At 47.9% G+C, this 21,449-nt stretch carries 24 protein-coding genes; 3 read left to right on the top strand and 21 right to left on the bottom strand.

Annotation, left to right across the window (positions count from 1 at the left end; genetic code table 11):
* The 16 genes from accC to MHI54_RS16130 all read right to left on the bottom strand — a co-directional run bounded on the left by accC (position 1) and on the right by MHI54_RS16130 (position 13,507).
* Positions 1 to 1,350, bottom strand: coding sequence for an acetyl-CoA carboxylase biotin carboxylase subunit (gene accC, locus MHI54_RS16205; protein ID WP_095215359.1), 1,350 nt, complete (start codon positions 1,348 to 1,350; stop codon positions 1 to 3).
* Between the two features lie 14 nt (positions 1,351 to 1,364).
* The gene (gene accB, locus MHI54_RS16200; protein WP_340082024.1) at positions 1,365 to 1,841 is read right to left on the bottom strand and encodes an acetyl-CoA carboxylase biotin carboxyl carrier protein; all 477 of its coding nucleotides are present in this window, start codon (positions 1,839 to 1,841) and stop codon (positions 1,365 to 1,367) included.
* Positions 1,842 to 1,950: 109 nt separating this feature from the next.
* The gene (locus tag MHI54_RS16195) at positions 1,951 to 3,774 is read right to left on the bottom strand and encodes an ABC transporter ATP-binding protein (protein WP_340082023.1); all 1,824 of its coding nucleotides are present in this window, start codon (positions 3,772 to 3,774) and stop codon (positions 1,951 to 1,953) included.
* Positions 3,771 to 5,477, bottom strand: a complete 1,707-nt coding sequence (locus MHI54_RS16190; protein ID WP_340082022.1) for an ABC transporter ATP-binding protein — start codon at positions 5,475 to 5,477, stop codon at positions 3,771 to 3,773. The genes MHI54_RS16195 and MHI54_RS16190 overlap by 4 nt, the downstream gene beginning before the upstream one ends.
* Before the next feature lie 129 nt (positions 5,478 to 5,606).
* The gene (locus MHI54_RS16185) at positions 5,607 to 6,197 is read right to left on the bottom strand and encodes a SpoIIIAH-like family protein (protein ID WP_095215363.1); all 591 of its coding nucleotides are present in this window, start codon (positions 6,195 to 6,197) and stop codon (positions 5,607 to 5,609) included.
* 12 nt (positions 6,198 to 6,209) lie between these two features.
* Positions 6,210 to 6,851, bottom strand: a complete 642-nt coding sequence (gene spoIIIAG / locus MHI54_RS16180) for a stage III sporulation protein AG (RefSeq protein ID WP_095215364.1) — start codon at positions 6,849 to 6,851, stop codon at positions 6,210 to 6,212.
* A complete protein-coding gene (gene spoIIIAF / locus MHI54_RS16175; RefSeq protein ID WP_095215365.1) occupies positions 6,848 to 7,468 on the bottom strand; it encodes a stage III sporulation protein AF in 621 nt (206 codons plus the stop codon). The genes spoIIIAG and spoIIIAF overlap by 4 nt, the downstream gene beginning before the upstream one ends.
* 11 nt (positions 7,469 to 7,479) lie before the next feature.
* Positions 7,480 to 8,658, bottom strand: coding sequence for a stage III sporulation protein AE (gene spoIIIAE, locus MHI54_RS16170; RefSeq protein ID WP_095215366.1), 1,179 nt, complete (start codon positions 8,656 to 8,658; stop codon positions 7,480 to 7,482).
* Positions 8,659 to 8,668: 10 nt separating this feature from the next.
* Positions 8,669 to 9,061 carry a stage III sporulation protein AD gene (gene spoIIIAD, locus MHI54_RS16165; protein ID WP_093728497.1) on the bottom strand — a complete coding sequence of 131 codons (393 nt, stop codon included), beginning with the start codon at positions 9,059 to 9,061 and terminating at the stop codon, positions 8,669 to 8,671.
* Positions 9,062 to 9,071: 10 nt separating this feature from the next.
* Positions 9,072 to 9,278 carry a stage III sporulation protein AC gene (gene spoIIIAC, locus MHI54_RS16160; RefSeq protein WP_093728496.1) on the bottom strand — a complete coding sequence of 69 codons (207 nt, stop codon included), beginning with the start codon at positions 9,276 to 9,278 and terminating at the stop codon, positions 9,072 to 9,074.
* A 23-nt stretch (positions 9,279 to 9,301) separates the two neighbouring features.
* On the bottom strand, positions 9,302 to 9,814 hold the full coding sequence (gene spoIIIAB / locus MHI54_RS16155) for a stage III sporulation protein SpoIIIAB (RefSeq protein WP_095215367.1): 513 nt from the start codon (positions 9,812 to 9,814) through the stop codon (positions 9,302 to 9,304).
* Entirely contained in the window at positions 9,811 to 10,725 is a 915-nt protein-coding gene (spoIIIAA, locus tag MHI54_RS16150; protein WP_095215368.1) for a stage III sporulation protein AA, read from the bottom strand. Before spoIIIAA ends, spoIIIAB begins: the two co-directional genes overlap by 4 nt.
* 123 nt (positions 10,726 to 10,848) lie before the next feature.
* On the bottom strand, positions 10,849 to 11,406 hold the full coding sequence (gene efp, locus MHI54_RS16145) for an elongation factor P (protein WP_095215369.1): 558 nt from the start codon (positions 11,404 to 11,406) through the stop codon (positions 10,849 to 10,851).
* A 25-nt stretch (positions 11,407 to 11,431) separates the two neighbouring features.
* On the bottom strand, positions 11,432 to 12,493 hold the full coding sequence (locus MHI54_RS16140; protein WP_095215370.1) for a Xaa-Pro peptidase family protein: 1,062 nt from the start codon (positions 12,491 to 12,493) through the stop codon (positions 11,432 to 11,434).
* 21 nt (positions 12,494 to 12,514) lie between these two features.
* Positions 12,515 to 12,943, bottom strand: a complete 429-nt coding sequence (gene aroQ / locus MHI54_RS16135; RefSeq protein ID WP_143594475.1) for a type II 3-dehydroquinate dehydratase — start codon at positions 12,941 to 12,943, stop codon at positions 12,515 to 12,517.
* A gap of 84 nt (positions 12,944 to 13,027) precedes the next feature.
* Positions 13,028 to 13,507 carry a YqhR family membrane protein gene (locus tag MHI54_RS16130; RefSeq protein WP_158221504.1) on the bottom strand — a complete coding sequence of 160 codons (480 nt, stop codon included), beginning with the start codon at positions 13,505 to 13,507 and terminating at the stop codon, positions 13,028 to 13,030.
* A gap of 119 nt (positions 13,508 to 13,626) precedes the next feature.
* Between MHI54_RS16130 and MHI54_RS16125 the strand changes: the two genes are divergently transcribed.
* Positions 13,627 to 14,571 (top strand): DUF1385 domain-containing protein, encoded by a 945-nt coding sequence (locus MHI54_RS16125; protein WP_095215373.1) that lies wholly within the window; start codon positions 13,627 to 13,629, stop codon positions 14,569 to 14,571.
* Positions 14,572 to 14,614: 43 nt separating this feature from the next.
* Positions 14,615 to 15,031 carry an SA1362 family protein gene (locus MHI54_RS16120; protein WP_233134890.1) on the top strand — a complete coding sequence of 139 codons (417 nt, stop codon included), beginning with the start codon at positions 14,615 to 14,617 and terminating at the stop codon, positions 15,029 to 15,031.
* A gap of 13 nt (positions 15,032 to 15,044) precedes the next feature.
* On the opposite strand, the gene MHI54_RS16115 is transcribed toward MHI54_RS16120, so the two are convergent.
* A complete protein-coding gene (locus MHI54_RS16115; RefSeq protein WP_095215375.1) occupies positions 15,045 to 15,932 on the bottom strand; it encodes a patatin-like phospholipase family protein in 888 nt (295 codons plus the stop codon).
* Positions 15,933 to 16,019: 87 nt separating this feature from the next.
* Complete coding sequence (mntR, locus tag MHI54_RS16110; protein ID WP_095215376.1) at positions 16,020 to 16,439, bottom strand: transcriptional regulator MntR; 420 nt, start codon at positions 16,437 to 16,439, stop codon at positions 16,020 to 16,022.
* 193 nt (positions 16,440 to 16,632) lie between these two features.
* Between mntR and MHI54_RS16105 the strand changes: the two genes are divergently transcribed.
* Positions 16,633 to 17,019 (top strand): rhodanese-like domain-containing protein, encoded by a 387-nt coding sequence (locus MHI54_RS16105; protein WP_095215377.1) that lies wholly within the window; start codon positions 16,633 to 16,635, stop codon positions 17,017 to 17,019.
* A gap of 134 nt (positions 17,020 to 17,153) precedes the next feature.
* Here the strand turns inward: MHI54_RS16105 and MHI54_RS16100 are convergent.
* The 3 genes from MHI54_RS16100 to gcvPA form a co-directional block, all read right to left on the bottom strand.
* Positions 17,154 to 18,505, bottom strand: a protein-coding gene (locus MHI54_RS16100; RefSeq protein ID WP_340081544.1) for an IS1182 family transposase whose coding sequence is annotated in 2 segments (ribosomal slippage) — positions 17,154 to 17,938 and positions 17,938 to 18,505 — 1,353 coding nt in all. Because the reading frame shifts where the segments join, the coding sequence is not laid out codon by codon here.
* A 131-nt stretch (positions 18,506 to 18,636) separates the two neighbouring features.
* On the bottom strand, positions 18,637 to 20,100 hold the full coding sequence (gcvPB, locus tag MHI54_RS16095; protein WP_340082021.1) for an aminomethyl-transferring glycine dehydrogenase subunit GcvPB: 1,464 nt from the start codon (positions 20,098 to 20,100) through the stop codon (positions 18,637 to 18,639).
* Positions 20,090 to 21,442 (bottom strand): aminomethyl-transferring glycine dehydrogenase subunit GcvPA, encoded by a 1,353-nt coding sequence (gene gcvPA, locus MHI54_RS16090; protein WP_340082020.1) that lies wholly within the window; start codon positions 21,440 to 21,442, stop codon positions 20,090 to 20,092. The genes gcvPB and gcvPA overlap by 11 nt, the downstream gene beginning before the upstream one ends.
* Between the last annotated feature and the right edge of the window lie 7 nt (positions 21,443 to 21,449).

Raw genomic sequence — 21,449 nt, 5'->3', positions numbered from 1 at the left:
TTACTCCATGATTGTATAATTCTCAAGGAAATTCGTATTGAAATCCCCTTCAACGAATACCGGATGCTCCATCATGCGGGCATGGAACGGGATTGTCGTATGGACACCTTCAATGACGAATTCACCCAATGCCCGTTTCATCCGAGCCACGGCTTCATCGCGTGTTTTACCAAATGCAATCAGCTTCGCAACCATACTGTCATAGAACGGCGGGATTGCATACCCCGGATAGGCCGCACCGTCCACACGGACACCATAGCCGCCAGGAGCAAGGTAAAGATCGATTTTACCTGGTGAAGGCATGAAGTTTTTGAACGGATTCTCTGCATTGATCCGGCACTCGATGGCCCAGCCCTCAAAAGTGATGTCCTCTTGTGTATAACGCAAGGTTTCGTTGTTGGCGATATGAATTTGTTCCTTGATCAAGTCGACACCAGTAACAAGCTCCGTCACTGGATGTTCCACCTGGATACGTGTGTTCATCTCCATGAAGTAGAATGTTTGATCTCTGCGATCGAAGATGAATTCAATCGTACCAGCACCGGAATAATCAACAGCGAGCGCCGCTTTGACAGCTGCTTCCCCCATTTTCTCACGGATTTCCGGGGTAAGGGCAGGTGAAGGAGATTCTTCGATCAGCTTCTGCATACGACGCTGTATTGTACAATCACGTTCACCTAAATGGATGGCATTCCCGTGATTATCAGCAAGCACCTGGATCTCCACATGACGGAAATCTTCTATGTATTTCTCTAAGTAGACACCAGGGTTTCCGAAAGCTGTAGCTGCTTCCTGCTGGGTGACACTGATACCTTTTACAAGCTCTTCCTCGGTGCGGGCGATTCGGATACCCTTGCCGCCTCCGCCGGCTGTTGCTTTGATGATGACCGGATAACCGATTTCCCGGGCAACCTGCTTGCCTTCTTCAGCGTCTGCAACGATACCGTTGGATCCTGGTACGACTGGGACACCAGCTTCGCGCATCGTTTCACGCGCAACGTCCTTGGTCCCCATTTTATTGATGGCATAAGCGCTTGGACCGACGAACGTGATGTTGCATTCGGCACACAGCTCTGCAAAATCAGGATTCTCCGCCAGGAAACCATAACCTGGATGGATGGCATCGACACCAGTCAATGTCGCTACACTGATGATATTCGAGAAATTCAAGTAACTGTCCTTACTTGCTGCCGGACCCACGCAATATGCTTCGTCCGCCAGCTGTACATGCAATGCTTCTTTATCTGCTTCCGAGTAGATGGCCACTGTCTCGATGCCCAGTTCCTTACAGGCACGGATAATCCGGACAGCAATCTCTCCTCGGTTGGCAATCAATAATTTCTTAATCACAACGAGTCAACCCCTTAGTTAGCTTTCACTCTGAACAGAGGTTGTCCATATTCAACAAGCTCTCCGTTTTCCACAAGCACTTCGACGATTTCACCAGATACATCTGCAGTGATTTCATTGAATAATTTCATCGCTTCCACGATGCATACGACTGTGTCTTTTTCCACTCGATCGCCTACTTTGACGAAGACATCGGAATCTGGGTTCGGTTTGCTGTAGAACGTTCCGACCATGAGTGAAGTGATTTCGTGATCATAATTTTTCGCAGCGGCTTCTGGAGCTTGCACTGCCGGTTCCGGCTGTGCTGCAGCTGCAGGAGCTTGCGGAGCGCTTGCCGCCGGCTGGATTGGTGCTGGCGCAGCTGCGACTTGTACAACCTCATTTTTTTTGCGAAGGGAGACTTTTTCCCCTTCGGTTTCATAATCGAATTCATCTATCGAAGATTGGTCAATCAAGGTGATAAGTTCTTTCAGTTCTTCTAATTTAAGCATATTGGCACTCCTTTACAATGGTCCTGCATAATGATTCAGACATGATTATCACTAACATATTTTACGCAAAGGTAAAAAAAATCGCAACATCTAACGATTCACGACGGTCTCAGCTGGTGGAAGCATGCTGCTTTTTCTCGTTCTGCAGCGCTGCATAAAAACCTTTTTGCTTCATGAGCTCCTGATGGTTTCCCTGCTCGATCAACTCACCATCCTGCAGCACAAAAATAGTATCAGCCTGTTCGATTGTATTGAGCCGGTGCGCCACCACAATACTTGTACGACCTTCCATCAAAACCTGCATCGCTTGCTGAATCCTATGCTCCGTTATTGTATCGATACTGGAGGTCGCCTCATCCAGCAAGAGGATATCCGGATCCCGCAGCAATGCTTTGGCAATGGAGAGAAGCTGGCGCTGACCGTGACTGAGTCCGCCGCCGTCCTGACCGATTAAAGTATTATAACCATCGGGAAGCCGGGTGATGAACCGATGTGCATTGGCCGCTTTGGCTGCCTCGATCACTTGGTCATCCGTGGCATCCAATCTGCCATAGCGAATATTATCCATGATGGTTCCCTTGAATAGGAAATCCTGCTGTAAGACCACCCCTATCCGATTTCGGTAGCTGCCCAAGTCCAGCTTGGACAGCGGCATGCCATCCATCGTGATCTGACCGCTGTCAGGCTGGTAGAATCCTGCGATCAAATTCATGATCGTCGTCTTGCCCGAACCCGTCGGTCCGACAAAAGCGGCTGTCTGCCCCGATCGGACAGAAAAGCTGATATCTTTCAGCGCCGGCTCCCCTTCATAAGCGAAGGTCACATTCTCGAACCGAATATTTCCTTTAAGCCGCGGTACTGTTTGTTTCGCCGTTTCCTCATGTTCTTCCTGCTCATCCAAAATTCCAAAAACCCGTTCAGCACCGGCAAGTGCCGAGAACAACGAATTGAATTGGTTTGCCAAGTCGTTCAGCGGACGTGTGAACTGCCTTGAATATTCCAGGAAGATAACGATCGTTCCGATTGTTATACCGGCCCATCCATTTCCAATCAAAAGGGCGCCGACACCGGCAATGACCGCAAAGCTGATGTTATTCAGCATATTCATCCACTTGGGGATGAAACCTGAGAATGTTTGGGCCCAGAAACCGGCTTGCTGCAGCTGCTTTGTCCTATCACGGAAAGCACCGATCACTCTGGATTCCTGGGCATAGGCTTTGATGACGGCTTGACCGGAAATGCTTTCCTCTGCAAAACCGTTCACGCTGCTGACAGCCTGCTGCTGTATCCGGAAGGCATGACGAGTGCGGTTGGTGATCCATTTGATTCCGATGAACATGATCGGCACAACCAGCAGGGTAATGATCGTGAGAATCGGGCTCAAGCTCAACATGACTCCCAGTATGCCGATAAAGGTGATGATGCTGGAAACGACCTGGACCATCGACGTATTCAGCGTCGTCGAGATATTATCCACATCATTGGTCATGCGGCTCATCAGCTCTCCATGCTGCCGTTTATCAAAGAAGGAAAGCTTCAGCTTCTGCAGATGCATAAACAAATCCTTCCTGATTGTGTATACAGCTGTCTGGGAGATGGTGATCATCCAATACCCCTGCAAAAATGTCATCACAGCAACAGCTGTATAAACGAGCAGCAGCCAGCCCAGCTGCCTCAGCAAATATCCTGCCGTATAATCCCCGCTGACAAAATGGTCGACGACATGACCAAGGATGACAGGTCCGATCAGTGCTAAGACAGAGCTGACAACTATCATGCCAAGTGTACTGAAAAGCAGCCGCTTTTCCAGGAGCATATAACGCCAGATCCTTAGGAGTGTCTCTTTTGGATTGTCTACCTTCGCTTTTTGTTTACGGGAACCGGCCGAATATACCGGCCGTTTGTACCGAAACGCTGCTGATAGCTTTTTCATGACGTCGCCTCCCTCTGCTTCTGCGAAGCCTGGATTGCGCGGAATAACGCTGATTGATCGAGAAGTTCCTCCGCAGTGCCATACGCTGTTCGTTTTCCGTCTTCCACAATGAGGATCCGATCGCATTGCATGGCTGTGCTGAGTTTTTGTGTCACCAGCACTGTCGTACACTCATATCGTTTGAGCGCATCCAATAATTTGCGTTCCGTCTGCAAATCCAGTGCACTGGTACTATCGTCAAGCAGCAATAGAGATGGATCCAACAGCAAAGCCCTGGCAATCGTCAGCCGCTGCTTCTGTCCGCCGGAAAGATTGATGCCATTTTGCCCGAGTTCCGTATCAAGCTTATCAGGCAGCTTGGCAATCGTATCGTAAATCTGGGCATCCTTTGCAGCGCGGGTGATGGCTTCATCGCTGGCATCTGGAATGCCCCAAGCGATATTCTCCCGGATCGTGCCGGAAAACAGCTGTACATCCTGAGAGACAAAACCTACCTGCTTCCTGAAAGACTTGATATCCAAATCGGCTAACGGTATGCCATCGGCCAGCACTTGTCCGTGATCGGGTTCGAATAAACCAATCATCAGCTGCAGCAAGGTCGATTTTCCAGAGCCTGTTTCACCTAGTATGGCGACCCTTTCTCCAGGTTTGATTTGCATCGAGAAATCTTCGATGACGGCAATTTTGCCATTTGGATATCGATATGTCACGTGCTGCATGTCTATGCCGCCGCGAAAATCCTCAGAGGTCATCATGCCTTTGCCTGTCATAATATCCAATTCAAGAACATCGCCGATCCGTTCACCGGACGCTTTTGCCCTGGCATAGAAGGTGATCAGCATACCGACGACACTCAATGCCCCCGTGATCCTTGTTGCATAGTTCACGATTGCTACAATATCCCCGACATTCGTTCGCTGCTGGATCCCGCCAATATAAAGAATCCCCAAAATAGCGATATTCATCACCAAAGTGAGCAGCGGTACCGACAGCTCCGTATATCGAAAGGCCCGAAGCATGTTTTGCCGCAGTTCATTGCTCGTATTTTCAAAACGCTTCTGTTCCTGCTCCTCCCTGACGAAAATCCTGATCAGACGAAGACCGACAAGATTTTCCCGCATCACATGGTTCACCTTGTCCACGCTCCGCTGCACAACACCGAAATAACGGATGCCGCGCTTCATGATGAATCGGAGCACCATCAAGAGAATCGGGATGACGATCAATAAAATGAGTGCTATCTTCGCGTTGACGACAAAAGCCATGACCGTCCCCCCGATGATCAGGAAAGGAGCCCTGATCATGAATCGGAAGAACATGACAAGTGTCAATTGGATCTGGTTGACGTCATTTGTAAGCCGCGTGAGGAGTGTACTCGTGCCAAAGCGCTGGATATCCTGCAATCCAGCCTGCTGCAGGCGCTCATACATGTGATCGCGCAGCTCTTTTCCCACACTCTGACCAAGGTGATCGGCAAAGAATATATTGATGATGCCTGCCCCGAAGCCTATTATCGCAATGGCCGCCATCCCCAGCCCCAGCTCGATCACCAGTCCATCATCACCAGCGGCAATCCCGTCATCGATCAGCTTTTGCAATAGGAATGGCTGCACCAGTTCCACGGAAAGCTCCATCAGGATAAAAATCAACGAAGTGATGATGATGAGCCAATAAGGTTTAAGATAACTGAATAATGTCTTCACTGCTTACGCCTTCCCCCTGCATATGTATAGCCTGCTGCTAATCATACCCTAGCATACCACCACTTGAAACAAAACCGTATAGAACGACTTCCAATGGAAAAAGGAGCATTCGCTGAATGCTCCCCACCTTTATTTCTGCGGTATATATTTGACATCCACATTTGCACCGGCGAATTCATCTGCCGCCATCTGCATGATGCTGTTAGCTTCTTGAGCAGTCATTTCATCTGCTTTCACCGTTATTTGCACATGTCCTTCTTCTGCCCTGACAAGCACTTCCTCATAGCCTTTTTCAGCAATGATCGATTCTTCCAGGATGGATTCCTTCGATGCGTATTGCTCCATCAGTTCAATCTGATTGACTGCTTCATTCTTTTCTTCTGTGCTTGTCGAAGAGCTGGCAACGATTTCTTCAAGTCTGGTTTTGGCCTCGCTTCGCTGATCCATCGTCTGCATCCGGATGCTGGCAAAAAGTTCATCGACATTGGCTGGTTCAGTCGTCACATCCTTTTCGCCTTCTTGCCCTTCCTCACCTGACTCGGAATCCCCTGATCCTCCTGAGTCACCTGAGTCCCCAGCAGTCGTGCTTGTCCCATTTTCTTCTGTATTATCATTGATGAAAGCCAGTTCATCCCCGTTAGGAGAAGTCATATAATAGACACTCAACACGATCAGCAAGCTCAGCATCGTCAATAGCCACACTGTTTGTTTCTTCAACATCCCAATTCCCCCTCAATTTTTCGGCATGACCGAAATACGATGTGTCGGTACATCCAGCACTCTTGATACTGCTTCCACAACCCATTCCTGTACAGTTGCTTGTTCGGCCCCTTTCGCAACGACAAGCACACCTCTTACTTCCGGCTTTCTCGTTTCCACCAGCAGCGGCACCTCTTGGTCACCCTGTCTGACGAGCACGACCTGCTGCTCCTCGTTTTCATCTTCCACGACTCGTTCACCGCCGTTTTGATCTGTCTCTTCAGAGGTCTGCCGGCCGATGATCAAGTTTTTTTCGTAGATTTTTTGGTGCGTGCTGTTCAGATTGACCATGACTTCCACTTCCGAAACACCTTTGATCTTTTCCAGCAGCCCGACTAGATCTTGTTCATATGCTGCTTCCAAATCAGCTGAAGAAGAGGAAGTGTCATTTTCTTTTTTGGCAAAAGTCTCTTCTGTATCCTCCTGTGCTGTATGCTGATCCTGCTGCGGTGTTTGTCCATCCGGCTCCTTCTGTTCTGTGAATAGGCCGCTTACGAGCAAAAGCAAAGCGCCAAGCAGCCCGATGATGACCAAATAACCAAGCTTTGTCGGTTTCCTGTTCTGGGAATCCTTCAGCTTCCATTGTTCCGAAAGCTTATCTAATAACTTTTTCATCCTGTCCCCCCTTTTTGGGTGACCTCAAGCGGCAGATCCTCGAGCTCCCAAATGTCAGCAAGATGGGATTTCACTCTCTCCAGTTCCTCCGTCTGCTCATTTGCTTCAATCGGATGGGAACTGTCGATGACTACGTCGCGGATTTCTCCTTCCGGTAAGTCCTGCTCGGTATCCTGCACCGTTACATGGATGGAATCGATTGCTTCGGCCGTTTCCTCATCCTCTCCCTCCTTAAAGGCGACTGCGATGTCCGTGATTTGCATATGAAATTTCTCTTGCAGCGTTGGATTTGCTTGGTCCTTTAATTGGACAGCCATCTGTTCCTCAATATATGCACGCTGTACGGAATCTATTTCACTTTTCTTTTGTTCGATCGAATTTTCCATGGATGGGGCATCTGTCAAAGCAGCAAAGCCGGCCATCGCTTCCTGTACCGCCCTGGTGGAATCGACTTGGAACAAGGCAAAGACAGGTTTAAGGAATAACAGCAGCAGCATCAGCCCCATCACCAATTTGACGTATTTGCGGATGTCTGTATCCGGCAGCACCATATCCAAAACAAAAGCAAGGAGGATGAACAGAATGATCTGCATCACCCAGGATTGCAATGTTTCCAAGTGATCAGCTCCTATCTCAGCATTAATGTGACATTGCTCGAAGCGACAATGATGACGATGGCAATAAAGAACATGAATGCGACAACGAGCAAGCAAGCGAAGATATACAGGATGTACTTACTCATCACCTGCATGGATTTGATTATCGGACCGTCACCCAGCGGCTGCAGCAGAGCGGCGGCTATCTTGTAAATCAGGGCGATGGCAAGAATCTTGATTGCCGGGAACAGGGCGATAGCCAAGACGATCAGTACCCCGACGATTCCGATGGCATTCTTCAAGAGGAGCGAAGCACTCAGCACCGTATCCGTTGCATCGGTGAACATACGGCCGATCACCGGGATGAAGTTGCCGGTGATGAATTTGGCTGTCTTCATCGCCACCCCATCCTGAACGGCCGTGACGGCACCCTGTACGGAAATGACACCAAGAAAGACGGAAAAGAAAATACCCAAAAGCCACAATCCGACATTTTTCAGTAAGTCAGCAAGCTGTGTGACAGGATATTCTTTGTTGATCGTACTGACCAGATGTAAAAGTGCACTCATGAGGAATAACGGAATGATGACTTTGGAGATCAGTAACCCACTGGCATGGATGAGGAACACGATGATCGGATGAAAGAAAGCGACAGCCGAAAGACTTCCGAATGATGCCATCAGCCCAAGGAGGAGCGGTATCAAGGCGAGCATGAAATCACTCATGCCATCGATGGCTTCCATCGTATAGCTAACCGATAAACGGAAGCTATTCAAAAGAAGTGTCAGCAGTACCATACAGACGATCAAATAGGCTACTTTACTGATGGAGCCTTTATTAAAGGCAGTCTGGATCGTCTGCAGGATGCTGCTGAAAAGCGTCAGGAGGATTAATATCCCGAGCAGCTTGCCATTGAGTAGCAGTTCATACAGCAAATATTCAAAAAGCCCCTTCAGCCATGATTCGATGGAAATATCCCCTTGCTGCTGGATGAATTCCAGTAAGGAGCCTTTCTCCAATTCCGGGATATATTGTCCATATTTATCGGATAAAAGCTCCCAGTACCCGTTGATTTCCTCTGTCGGCAGGCCTTCAAAGGCTGTTACTGCCGCTTCCACTTCTTCTGACTGATTCGTCTCCCCGAAAGCTGCTGACGGATATACAAGTAAAGCGCTTAAAGCGAAAAGAATGACCAAGCAGCGTTTCAACATATCCAGCTCCTTATCCGCCCGGCATGAAACTGATTATTGTTTCGATGACTGCTGTCAGAATCGGGATGGCCACCGTGATGATGATGATTTTTCCGGCAAGCTCTATCTTTGCGGCAATGGCTGACAAGCCGGCATCCCGGGTCAAATGCGCCCCGAATTCCGTGATGTAGGCAATGCCGATGATTTTCAAAATCGTTTTGATATAAAGCCCCTCCACATTCGCCCTTTCACCCAGCTGCTCGATCAGGAGCAGGATGCCAGCGATTTTTTGCAGGATGAACAGGAAAATGATGATACCCGTCACCACGACAACAAAGAATGCAATGGAGGAATTCTGTTCCTTTACAATCAAGGCAAGCAAGCTTGCCACAATACCAATGGATACGATTATGATGATATCCATTTCGATCGCCTCATCCCTGGAATAAGAACACCGACTTGATCTGCTGGAATAACTCTGACAACTTGCCCAGGACGATGAGCAGCACAAGGATGAATCCCATCAGTGTCGTAAATTGTGCAATCTCTTCCTTCCCCATTTGCTTCAGCACTGTATGGATGATGGCAACGATCATCCCGATACCTGCAATTTGAAATAGAATCATTGCTTCTGAGAGCATAACGGACTCCTTTCCTAACTCGTTCAAATAAGCAGCAGCACGATAAGCAGTCCCGTCAGGAAGCCAAGGTTGCGAAACATTTTCCCATATCGCTGGTTTGCTTCTTCCGATTCCTCCAGCTCGCGTTCCAAATGGGTTCTGGCCAACTGGATATGTTTTTGCTGCTGCTCAAAATCATGCTGCCCGAGCGTACGGCCGAATTGCAGCCAGATATCCTTCTCAGCAGGTTTCAAGGCAGTGGTTCCTATCCAATTTTCTGTTGTCTCCTCCCAGCAGTCATACAATCCAGCCGGGTGCAGCTGCAGCTTATCCGAAAGAGAGCGGAAAAAAGAAGCTGCAGGCTGCGGAATTTGCTTAGCCAAATTATCACTGGTTTCGATGATGCTTGTCTGACTGTATAAGATTTCTGCCTCCATGACTTGCAGGCTGCTGATGAGCTGACGGATTTGCTTCGGTCGCTGCTGCAGTTTGCGGGATAGTTCAAACCCCGCCCAGGTTGCTGCTATGAGCACAAGGATCGCCCCTATCAGCTTCATCCGTTTACACCTGCCGGACTTGCTGTGTCGAGCAAAGCTTGTACCACTCCAGGTGAGGTGCCTTTCTTCAATATCACGATGCGTTCAAAGACCTTATGTTCAAACAGCGGTCGCAGGGATGGCCTGTGACGGATGGATTCCAAGCTGTCCCCATGGACACTGCAAACAATCGTCACACCTGCATGCAATGCCTCCATCAATGCTTGCACATCCCGTTCGCTTCCGATCTCATCTGCCACAATCACATCCGGGGACATCGACCGTATAAGCATCATCAATCCATCAGCCTTTGGGCACGCATCCATGATATCGGTTCTCCTTCCCAGGTCATGCTGCGGAACGCCGTTGATACTCCCCCCGATTTCGGACCGTTCATCGACGACTGCTGTTTTCAACGCCGGGTATTGCTGCCAGCCGGTGGATAGGGTACGGACAATATCGCGCAGAATGGTCGTTTTCCCGGACTTGGGCGGGCCTATGACAAGCGTGTGACGGCAGGAGCCATTGAAATGGTATAAGGATGGCATGATTTTATTCGCTGCACCCGGTTTTGCCTTCGCGATTCTTATATTGAAAGAAGATATATGCTTTAGCGCTTTGACCATTCCGCCTTCTGTGTTCACTTGACCGCTCAGTCCGATACGATGTCCGCCTGCAATGGTGATATATCCCTCCCGTAATTCATTTTCAAGTGCATATAAAGAGAAATCACTTAGTTGATTCAGCATGAAACGAGCATCATCCGCATTCATGAACGATGTTTCTATCCACTCGGTCGTGTCATCGAAGCATAACTCAAGCTGTTGATTCGTCCGGCATCGTATTTCCTGCAGCTTATTCCATCGATCCCCGATTTTTTCTGTTAACAGCGCTTGTAAAGGCGGTCGAAACAAGTTTTGGATTTCCTTCATAAGTTGTTCACCTCTGGCTTCGATTGGACATGTTGTCCATACTGTAATGTATGTGCCTCTTATTTGTTTATGCACAAAAAAGAGCCCCTCCCCAAGGTTGGGAAGAGACTCTTTCACGTTTGCTTATGCACGTGATACGTATTTACCATCGGATGTGCTGATGATCAGTACATCCCCTTCATTGATGAAGAAAGGAACTTGGACGCTCAAACCTGTTTCCAGGACAGCTGGCTTCGTACCGCCGCTCGCTGTATCCCCTTTGATGCCAGGTTCAGTTTCCACAACTTTCAATTCCACGTTGTTCGGCAGATCCACACCAAGTGTTTCGCCGCCATATGTCATCACGCTGATTTCCATGTTTTCTTTCAGGAATTTAAGTTCGTATTCGATCTGCGCTGTTTGAAGCTCCAGCTGCTCGAAAGACTCATTATCCATGAAAGTATGCGTATCACCAGCAGAATAAAGGTACTGCATTTTTTTGTGTTCGATATGCGCCCGGGAAACTTTTTCTCCGGCACGGAATGTTTTCTCCTGGATGTTGCCATTGCGCAGGTTGCGCAGCTTGGAACGGACGAAAGCCGCACCTTTACCAGGTTTTACGTGCTGGAAATCAAGTACCTGCCACAGGCCATTGTCTACTTCGATTGTAAGGCCCGTACGAAAATCGTTAACTGAAATCATTGTTTTCCTCCTTCGAAAACGGCTGTTACAAAGTAATTAAATCTTTGGTGGAGAACGTCAGGCGTTCGCTGCCATCCGCTGTCAGCACAAGATCATCTTCGATACGGCATCCGCCTACTTCAGGTATGTAGATCCCCGGTTCCACCGTCACGACCATACCCGGCTTCAGCACCGTGTCTGAGCGGAAGGATAAAGCTGGCGATTCGTGCACATCCATACCGAGTCCATGTCCGGTTGAATGCCCGAAGTATTGGCCATAGCCTTTTTCGCTGATGTAATCCCGTGTCAGTGCATCGGCTTCCTTACCAGTAATGCCTGGTTTCACCCCTGCTACTCCTCGAAGATTCGCCTCTAGTACTATATCATAAATCTCTCGTAATTTGTCACTTATCTCGCCTACTGCGAAAGTTCTGGTAATATCCGAGCAATATCCATTGTAAAGAGCCCCATAATCGAGTGTGACCAATTCACCCTTTTGAATCTCTTTTTCAGAAGCCACACCATGTGGCAAAGCGGAACGATAGCCTGACGCGACAATCGTATCGAAGCTGGATTGAGTCGCGCCCTGTTTGCGCATGAAGAACTCCAGCTCATTGGAAACCTCGATCTCCTTCATACCCGGTTTAACGAAAGTCAGGATATGTGTATAGGCAGCATCCGCAATCTCCGCAGCGGTTTTCATGATCTGCAGCTCTGCTTCTGATTTGATCAGACGCAATTCCTCGATCAACCCCGAAGCCGGGATGAGATCTGCTTTGACTGCATCCCGGAACTGCTGATACAGTGCGAAAGTGACATCTTCGTGCTCAAACCCGACCTGCTGCGCACCTTCTTTCAGCAGCTGGGCGGCAGTTTCGAGGACGATGGACTGTTTATGCTCGATGATTTCAAAATCAGGCGCTTGCTCGGCTGCCTGCTCGATATAGCGAAAATCGGTGATGAACAGCTGTTTGGCTTTGGTTATGACAAGAAGTCCCGCACTTCCGGTAAAGCCTGATATGTATCGGCGGTTCTGCCCACTCGTCACGATCAGTGCATCCAAATCCTTTTTTTCCATCAAAGCACGTAATTTCTCGAGTTTCTGCATTTGTTTCTTCCTCTCCCCTTCTTATTTCTCCAGCAGTGCCATAGCTGCATATCGATAGCCCTTGATACCCAGGCCGACGATCTGCGCTTTACACACGGATGCCAGCATCGAATGATGCCTGAACTCCTCCCGGGTATGGATATTGGAAATATGGACTTCTATCACCGGAATCGGGATACTGGCAATCGCATCCCTGATGGCAATGCTCGTATGTGTATAAGCAGCTGCATTGAGGATGATTCCGCTGCACGTGCGTCCCGCTTCCTGTATCTTATCCACCATCGCCCCTTCGTGGTTCGACTGAAAGTCTTCCAGCTCGTAATCAAAACTGTCCGTTACCTTCTTGACCTCCGCCACCACGTCCGACAATGTATGACTTCCATAAATACCAGGTTCCCTCGTGCCGAGTAAGTTCAAATTGGGTCCATTGATTAGCATTAAGCGATTCACTTTCTTCATCCTTTGGTTACATTATTTTAACTTTCACATAGTGTAACATAAGACGAAGATTTTGTGATTGAAAATTCGAAATGCTCATCCCTTCTCCTGATATGCCTCACTTTGCTGGTATTCAAAGCTGATACTGTATCCGATGAATACAGCATAAAGCAAATACAGGCACATTGTCGTTATATTTGTATCGCGATCGGCTTGAAGGGCACTATCCACTCCATGGATGATCGGCGCCAGCACAAGCTGGACAAGGACCCATAGTACCACGCCGAAGATCAAGCTAGGCATGATTCCTTTCTGCTGCTTCAAAAATAGGAAATACAGAAAAGCAATGAGAACCGAAAGGAAACCGACCAGGATTATGCTGATCAGTTCTCCGACCCATGTCTCGGCCCACGGCATCCATACCCATGAGCGCAGGACGAAATCCGCCACCGATAAATCGGTAAAATGAAAAAAGTAAGCTACCCAGGCAACCGCTGACCAGAGCACACCCCCGACGAATCCGGTCACGACCGCACTTCGGTTGAAACGGGATGCGGTTTTCCGATTTTGCTGCATATTCCTCACCTCATTACGTAGCATGCCTTGAATATACAATTTTAATCATGGCTGCCATCTAGTGTTCTCTGTATTTTTTTAGTAAAATAGAAGGAAATCGAAACGAGGCTGGTGAAATTATGTCAGATAAACAAACCAATACCTATGGCGGGCAAGCCGTCGTTGAAGGTGTCATGTTTGCGGGAAAAAACAGCTTCGTTACTGCCGTTCGCAGAAATGACGACAGCATTGATTACTTAACCGTCGAACGGAAAGATAACCCGAAACTATCCAAATTGAAAAAAATACCTATATTGCGGGGACTTGCAGCCATCGTACAGGCCAGCGCCAATGGAACGAAGCATTTGAATTTTTCTTCGGAGCGTTATGGTGTCAATCCCGAAGATGATGCAGATATCGTGCCTGAGGAGAAGAAATCCAGACTGGCAATGATCATCGGGATCGGTGCGGTGGGTGTGCTATCCTTCATTTTCGGAAAACTGATTTTCACACTCACCCCTGCATTAGTCGCGGATTTCTTCGAGAAATGGCTCCCTTCCCGCTTTGAACAAGTTGCACTGGAAGGATTCCTGAAGCTGATTCTGCTTCTTGCATACGTTTATCTTGTGTCATTGACACCAATAATTAAACGTGTATTCCAATATCATGGCGCCGAACATAAAGTGATCAATTGTTATGAAAACGGACTGCCGCTCACTGTCGAAAATGTACAGAAGCAATCCCGCCTGCATTATCGGTGCGGATCCAGTTTCATGCTGTTCACCGTCATAGTTGGTGTGATTGTATATATGTTCGTTGCAACGGATCCGCTATGGTGGCGCATGGTAAACAGGATCCTGCTCCTGCCGGTTGTCATCGGACTATCCTTCGAAGTGCTGCAGCTCACGAATAAGGTCAGGAATGTCCCTGTCCTTCGCTTCCTTGGATATCCCGGTTTATGGCTCCAGCTGCTTACGACAAAAGAGCCAAAGGATGACCAAGTGGAGGTTGCGCTCGCTTCTTTCAAAAAAGTGCTGGAAAATGATTCTGTACCGGTGAATAGTGGTATAAAGATAGTAAGATAACGAAACCATGTCTCCACCAAGGCATGGAAAGGAGGAAAATGGGTTGCGTAGATCTGGGTCTTCCATCATCGTTTTTGTTTTGATTGGGCTTGCTGCCATCGGCGTCGTCATGCAGCTCGTGACGAATCCAGGAGCATTCTTCCAGAATGTGCTCGTTTGGATTGGAGGTGCCGTCCTTTTCGGTGCAGTGCTTTATTTCATTCTTACACGCATGCGCGGCCGCGGCCCAGCTGGCGGCAGCAGCAGCGATATGCAGAAATATAAAAAGGCAGTGAAGCAGTCAAAACAAAAATACAAGCAGCCGAAAGCCCGTCCTGTCAATAAGCCAGCAAAATCTGCTGCCAGCATTAAAAAAGCATCTGCCTCAAAAAGAAAACGATCCATCAAAGATCGGTCCCGCGGTCCGCAGCTCCGTGTCATTGAAGGCAACAAACAGAAACGGAAAAAGTCGAGCATCTGATGCCCGACTTTTTTTATGGCCAGCGTTTCAGAAACTGCTCCGCCTTGTCCCTGCCGACTGCTATCAGCTTTTCCTTTTCAGCGGCAGAGATATGGAAATCGGCCATTCCGATGCCCTCCACCGGAATGAAAATGATATCTTTTGCGGTGTCCTGATTGATATGCCGCATATCATGCGCAACCTTCATCGTCTTGAAAAGCGCGTAAAATAAATCAAAGGATTGGTGGACCTTCTGCACTGGGATTTTCTGTACAGATTCACTCAGCTTCATCCCCAGGATCGGCCGTCTCAAGAGCCGGTCATCGCCCTCCAAGGTCCAAAGCGGAAAATTGCTCAGCAGCCCGCCATCCAGCAGCAGGCTTTTTTTCCGATTCCTATATATCAGTCTTGCCGGCATGAAAATGTACGGAATACCAGCACTCATCCGAATTGCCCGCGCCACCGGAAAACTGCCCCCGTCGATTCCATATGTCCCCGCCAGATCATCCGGGAACACGATCAATCGCCCGAGCGTGACATCGGCTGCAATCACTTTCAGTGTCTTTTGCTTCAAATCCTGGAATGTGTATACCTGCTTTTTGGCCAGGGCTTCGTATAGCCATCTTTCCAAGGCATTGCCCTTGTACAACCCCATCTTGAAATACAGTGTCAGCCAGTTGGCGAACGGGATGAACTTCGTCAGCTTGATGGGATCTGTGAATTTGCTGATATCCGTTTCCTGCAGCAAGGCCTCCAATTCTTCCCCGTCATAACCAGCTGCCAGCAAACCAGCAACAATCGCACCGGCAGAAGTGCCTGCAACATTCTCGAACTCGTATTTCTCCTTCTCCACCGCCTGAATGGCACCAATGAATGCGAACGCCTTCACACCGCCACCCGAAAAAACGCCGTCTATTTTCATTGAGCACGCTCCATGATGACTTTTTACTATACCTAATCAAGGAGCCGGTCATTTAGAACAAAAAAAACCATCCGAATTGGATGGCTGTTAAGACTTTTGGTCTTGCTGAACTTTGATTAATGCTTCTTGACGTCCTTTATCTTCCTGGAAGAATTGAACAAGATTGCCGATCCGTTCGATGGAATTCCAACTCAAGTGATGCTCGATCCCTTCTACATCATGGTAGATATTTTCTTCCTCGACACCAATGATCCGAAGAAAATCCTCCAAGAGTTCATGCCGGTAAACCAGGCGCTTGCCGACCCTCTCCCCTTTATCTGTAAGTATCAATCCCCGATATTTTTCATATTTCAGATATTCATCTTTATCCAGCTTCTGCACCATTTTCGTGACAGAAGAAGGATGGACCTGCAGATTCTCGGCTATATCCGAGACACGAGCGTATCCTTTTTGCTCCATCAATATGTAAATTTGTTCAATATAGTCCTCCATGCTGGGTGTAGGCATAAAACTCCTCCATTCAAACCACTGCGGCTTTTACATCTTTACATGATACACCTTTTCCATCAGACAAACAAGCCAACAAAGTTGAATCAGGACAAAAGTGTTACACTTACTTAAACGGCTGTAAAAATTCTTTGAAAATAAGTACATGATTGCTATAATATAAGCTGGAGTATCAGCAGATGGGGGAAATGACATGGAAGCAGTACTGGTTATCGGCATTGCACTCGTTGTATTCATTCTTTATAGTGTAATCCGTTATTTCATTCAGAAGAGACATTTAAAGACTCTTACAGAGGAAGAATTCAAAGCTGGCTACCGTAAAGCACAGCTGATTGATGTCCGTGAACCAAAAGAGTTCGATGGCGGACATATCCTGGGTGCCCGTAATATCCCGCTGACACAGCTTCGCTACCGTATGGCTGAGATCCGTAAGGACAAGCCAGTTTACTTATATGATCAAAACGGTACACGCACTGTCCGAGCTGCAGCAATGCTGCATAAAAAAGGATGTCAGGATCTTAATCAGCTTAAAGGCGGTTTCAAAGCCTGGAGCGGTAAAATCAAACGTAAAGGCGATTGAAAAGAGCTTTGCACATTGTGTGCAAAGCTCTCAGATTGTAGAGAAATCCCAGTTTCTCTACAATCTTTTTTTATTCGATACTCTTCTGCTTTCTTTAAAGGGCTGTTTTATAAAAAAGATAGCCAGCCACCTACCTATCCTAGCTTTGCTAGGTGGTTGGCTATCTTTTTTATGTTCTGACAGGTCGCTGTCATCAGCGCCTGTTCCTGCACTTTTTCTCTTCCTCGTAACCTACAATAGCGAAGCCCGTGGAGTTGTTTCGCATCCGCAAAGCTTCGCTCTATCGTTTCTTTTCGCAATTTATATAATAACTTTCCTGAGTGGCTCAGGCGATTTTCCCGCACCCAATCTTTACTACCTTCCCAAACATGCCTTGTGATAACTTTTCGATGATTTCTTGATTTCGTACATGTGGCCAACAGTGGGCAAGCAGTACATTGTTTAGGGTCAGATGCGTATTCTTTATACCCTTCTCGATTTGTTGTTCGCAGAGGTAATGTTTGTCCGTTTGGACAAACATAATGATCTTTCTCTGGGACATACTTGAACTTCCATTTAGGCATTAATCCTTTAGTAGGATGAAAACGTCGGTGACCGATGACAGCGAAAATATTCTGTTCATTCAAGGCGTGACAGATTGGCGTAGTGAGATAACCGGAGTCCAGAGCGACAGCTTCCACATCAAAATTAAAGCGTTCCTTCTGTCGTTCAAGGCGCTCCAAATAAGGCCGTGAATCGTGCACATTTCCGGCCGTGACATGGACATCGGTAATAATATTATATTTCATATCCGTAGTTCTATGATCTAAGTAGAAAAAGCCTTCAGGCTTTCCTTCTCGATACATATAGCCACTCTCTGGATCAGTCGTGCTTTCTTTCACTACTTTCGTTTCTGTCACCTCCTCTCGTGACTTTAAAGCTTTTTTCCTTGTTTTGTACGTTCTTCTTGGATTGCTTTATCCAATTCTTCCTGATATGAACGAGTAGCTTCCTGTACTTCCTTCTTGATGAACTTTCTTTTATTCGCATTGGCTTTTAAGTGGGTGGAATCAGTGAATAAGACGCGTCCTCCAACCATACGATGCTTCATTGCCTGTTCTACAATTTCATCAAAGATTTGTTGGAAGATATCTGTGCCCTTGAATCGATTACAACGATTCCAGCTTATTGTAGAGTGGTGAGGGACTGGGTCCGTGAGTTTAAGTCCTAAAAACCAACGGTAAGCAATGTTTGTCTGGATTTCTTTCTCTAATTGCCTTTCGGAACGGATACCGAAAAGGTAGCCGATAAAGATCATTTTAAAGAGGACAAGAGGATCTAGGGAAGGACGGCCATTGTCCGCCGAATAATAAGGACGAACTTTTTCACGGATGAAGGAGAAATCTATGTGGGTTTCTATCTTACGCAATAGGTGGTTTTCAGGGACAAGTTCTTCTATAGTTACGATTTCAAGAGCTGTTTGGTCATTCTCTCTGGAATTTAACATCTTGGCACCGCCTTTTAGTCGTTTCTTCTATTATAAAAAAGTAAGAAAAAGAAGTGAACTCAAAATAAAAAGGCTGTCGAGACTTTCTCGACAGCCTGAGAGCTTTGCACATTGTGTGCAAAGCTCTTTTTTCATTCTGGGATATAGCGCAGGATAGGCTTTCTCGCAGCAGTCGTTTCATCCATTCTGCTCACGACTGTCGTATGCGGCGCCTCCTGGACGATTTCAGGATCATGCTCTGCATCTGCAGCAATTTCCAGCATCGTATCAATGAAACCATCCAATGTTTCCTTTGCTTCCGTCTCGGTCGGCTCGATCATCAGTGCTTCTTCGACGTTGAGCGGGAAGTAGATGGTCGGAGGATGGTACCCAAAATCAAGCAGTCGTTTCGCAATATCGAGTGTGCGGACACCCAGTTTTTTCTGTCTGCGTCCGGAAAGCACGAATTCATGCTTGCAATGCTGCGTATATGGCAAATCAAATGCTTCACTCAAGCGGCGCATCATATAATTTGCATTCAGCACAGCGTATTCACTCACCCGCTTCAACCCTTCCGGTCCCATTGTCCGGATATACGTATACGCACGGACATTGATACCGAAGTTGCCGTAATAAGGCTTCACGCGTCCGATGGAATCCGGGCGATTTTCGTCAAGGATGATTTCTTCCCCTTGCCTGCGAACGACCGGCTTTGGCAAAAAGGCCGCAAGCTCTTCAGAAACCCCGACTGGTCCGGAACCTGGACCGCCGCCGCCATGGGGACCGGTGAACGTTTTATGCAGATTCAAATGCACGACATCGAAGCCCATATCACCCGGGCGTGTATAGCCCATGATGGCATTCAGGTTGGCACCATCATAATACAGTTTACCGCCTGCTTCATGGACGATCTTGGCCATTTCCAGGATATCCTTTTCGAATAAACCCAGTGTATTCGGGTTTGTGAGCATCAGTGCCGCTGTATCTTCTCCGACGACACGACGCAAATCTTCCAAATCGACCAGTCCCTGTTCATTGGATTTGACCGTGACGGATTCAAATCCTGCCACTGTTGCCGAAGCGGGATTCGTACCATGGGCGGAATCCGGTACGATGACCTTGGTCCTCTGCGTCTCTCCGTTTTTCTCATGCAGCGCCCTAATCATCATCAGCCCAGTCCATTCCCCATGTGCTCCTGCAGCTGGCTGCAGGGAGACCTCATGCATGCCGGTGATTTCTTTCAGCTGCTCCTGAAGGTCAAACATGAGCTCCAGTGCACCTTGTGCCGTTTTGGGATCCTGATATGGATGTACGTGGCTGAAGCCTTCCATCCGGATGACATCTTCATTGATCTTCGGATTGTACTTCATCGTGCAGGAACCAAGCGGATAGAATCCGGAATCAACACCATAATTCCTCCGGGACAATGCTGTATAGTGCCGGATGATCTGAAGCTCGCTCAGCTCGGGCAGTGCAGCCGGGTCGGTACGGATGTAAGCCGGATCAAAGACTTCATTGATATCGGTTTCCGGCACATCAAGCGGCGGCAGGCTGTATCCTGTCCTTCCTGTCTTCGATAGCTCGAACAGCAATGGGAAATCAGTATTATTTTGCATGGAATGCCGCCACCTCTCTAACGAATGTATCAATCTGTTCCTTCGTACGCTGCTCCGTCACAGCAATAAGCATATGGTCCTTCCATCGATCATCCATCCGTCCCAAGTGATACCCCCCCATAAACCCTTGTGCAATCAGATGATCCTGCAATGCATCAAAATCCGTTTCCACCTTGATGACCAATTCATTGAAGAACGCGCCTTTAAACACAACTTCGAGACCATATGCTTCCAGCTGCTGCTTCATGTACAAAGCTTTCTGTACATTCAAGTGTGCCATCTCCGCAACGCCTTTTTTCCCCAAGGCGCTCATTGCCACAGATGAAGCCAGCGCATTCAGCGCCTGATTGGAACAAATATTCGATGTCGCCTTGTCCCGGCGGATATGCTGCTCCCGGGCTTGGAGTGTCAGGACGAAACCCCTTCTGCCTTCCTCATCCTTTGTCTGTCCGACAAGTCTTCCGGGCAATTTGCGCATCAGCTTGGCAGAGCTCGCAAAATATCCGCAATGCGGGCCGCCATATTGTGCCGGGATACCGAACACTTGCGTATCACCAACGACGATATCGGCCCCGAAGCTTCCCGGCGGTGTCAGGAAACCTAAAGCTAATGGATTGCTGGAAACGACCATCATCGCTTTTGGCTGTGCATCGATGATTTTTCGAATGTCAGCAAGCGGTTCGACCTGGCCGAAGAAATTCGGATATTGGATGATGACACTAGCTGTATCTTCATCCACCGCTTCTTCCAGCGCTTGCAAATCAGTCAATCCGTCCTTGAGCGGAATGGTGACAATCTCCAAGTGCTGCCCTCTTCCATAGGAATCGATCACTTGCCGTGATTCGGGGTGGACTGCTTCGGATACAATGATTTTTCTCTTTCTCGTATGACCCGCGCTTAATGTCGCTGCCTCCGCAAGTGCTGTTCCGCCATCGTACATGGAACTATTGGCTACATCCATCCCTGTCAGCTCGGCAATCATGGTCTGAAATTCAAAAATGGCTTGCAGCTCCCCTTGGGAAATTTCAGGCTGATATGGCGTGTAAGCTGTATAAAACTCAGATCTCGAAATGACATGATCGACGATGGAAGGAATGTAATGATCGTACACACCTGCTCCAAGGAAGGAAGCATGTGTTTTCATCGTGACATTTCGATTGGCCAAAGCGGCAAGCTCCTCTTTCAATTCCCCTTCACTCTTCGGTTCCTTTATCCGAAGAGGCTCTTTGAGCCGGACCTCCTCCGGAATATCGGAGAAAAGCTCCTCCGTATCCTGCACACCTATCACTTGCAGCATTTCTTCTTTATCTTGGTCTGTCATTGGTAAGTACCTGAAATCCATGGCGTAT

Origin of the sequence: Terribacillus sp. FSL K6-0262, assembly GCF_037977385.1 — a bacterium.
Taxonomy (GTDB): domain Bacteria; phylum Bacillota; class Bacilli; order Bacillales; family Amphibacillaceae; genus Terribacillus.
The sequence above is the reverse complement of the archived record's forward strand: the minus strand, read 5'-3'. Positions and strand labels throughout refer to the sequence as shown.

What these genes read in the sequence shown, in the direction of transcription:
- spoIIIAG (WP_095215364.1), bottom strand. Translation starts at nt 6,851, where the DNA reads ATGAAAAAGTTATTAGATAAGCTTTCGGAACAATGGAAGCTGAAGGAT.
- MHI54_RS16130 (WP_158221504.1), bottom strand. Translation starts at nt 13,507, where the DNA reads ATGCAGCAAAATCGGAAAACCGCATCCCGTTTCAACCGAAGTGCGGTC.
- efp (WP_095215369.1), bottom strand. Translation starts at nt 11,406, where the DNA reads ATGATTTCAGTTAACGATTTTCGTACGGGCCTTACAATCGAAGTAGAC.
- mntR (WP_095215376.1), bottom strand. Translation starts at nt 16,439, where the DNA reads ATGCCTACACCCAGCATGGAGGACTATATTGAACAAATTTACATATTG.
- spoIIIAC (WP_093728496.1), bottom strand. Translation starts at nt 9,278, where the DNA reads ATGCTCTCAGAAGCAATGATTCTATTTCAAATTGCAGGTATCGGGATG.
- accB (WP_340082024.1), bottom strand. Translation starts at nt 1,841, where the DNA reads ATGCTTAAATTAGAAGAACTGAAAGAACTTATCACCTTGATTGACCAA.
- MHI54_RS16140 (WP_095215370.1), bottom strand. Translation starts at nt 12,493, where the DNA reads ATGCAGAAACTCGAGAAATTACGTGCTTTGATGGAAAAAAAGGATTTG.
- spoIIIAA (WP_095215368.1), bottom strand. Translation starts at nt 10,725, where the DNA reads ATGAAGGAAATCCAAAACTTGTTTCGACCGCCTTTACAAGCGCTGTTA.
- gcvPA (WP_340082020.1), bottom strand. Translation starts at nt 21,442, where the DNA reads ATGGATTTCAGGTACTTACCAATGACAGACCAAGATAAAGAAGAAATG.
- MHI54_RS16115 (WP_095215375.1), bottom strand. Translation starts at nt 15,932, where the DNA reads ATGAAAATAGACGGCGTTTTTTCGGGTGGCGGTGTGAAGGCGTTCGCA.
- spoIIIAE (WP_095215366.1), bottom strand. Translation starts at nt 8,658, where the DNA reads ATGTTGAAACGCTGCTTGGTCATTCTTTTCGCTTTAAGCGCTTTACTT.
- MHI54_RS16105 (WP_095215377.1), top strand. Translation starts at nt 16,633, where the DNA reads ATGGAAGCAGTACTGGTTATCGGCATTGCACTCGTTGTATTCATTCTT.
- MHI54_RS16185 (WP_095215363.1), bottom strand. Translation starts at nt 6,197, where the DNA reads ATGTTGAAGAAACAAACAGTGTGGCTATTGACGATGCTGAGCTTGCTG.
- MHI54_RS16125 (WP_095215373.1), top strand. Translation starts at nt 13,627, where the DNA reads ATGTCAGATAAACAAACCAATACCTATGGCGGGCAAGCCGTCGTTGAA.
- spoIIIAD (WP_093728497.1), bottom strand. Translation starts at nt 9,061, where the DNA reads ATGGATATCATCATAATCGTATCCATTGGTATTGTGGCAAGCTTGCTT.
- gcvPB (WP_340082021.1), bottom strand. Translation starts at nt 20,100, where the DNA reads ATGCAAAATAATACTGATTTCCCATTGCTGTTCGAGCTATCGAAGACA.
- MHI54_RS16195 (WP_340082023.1), bottom strand. Translation starts at nt 3,774, where the DNA reads ATGAAAAAGCTATCAGCAGCGTTTCGGTACAAACGGCCGGTATATTCG.
- spoIIIAB (WP_095215367.1), bottom strand. Translation starts at nt 9,814, where the DNA reads ATGAAGCTGATAGGGGCGATCCTTGTGCTCATAGCAGCAACCTGGGCG.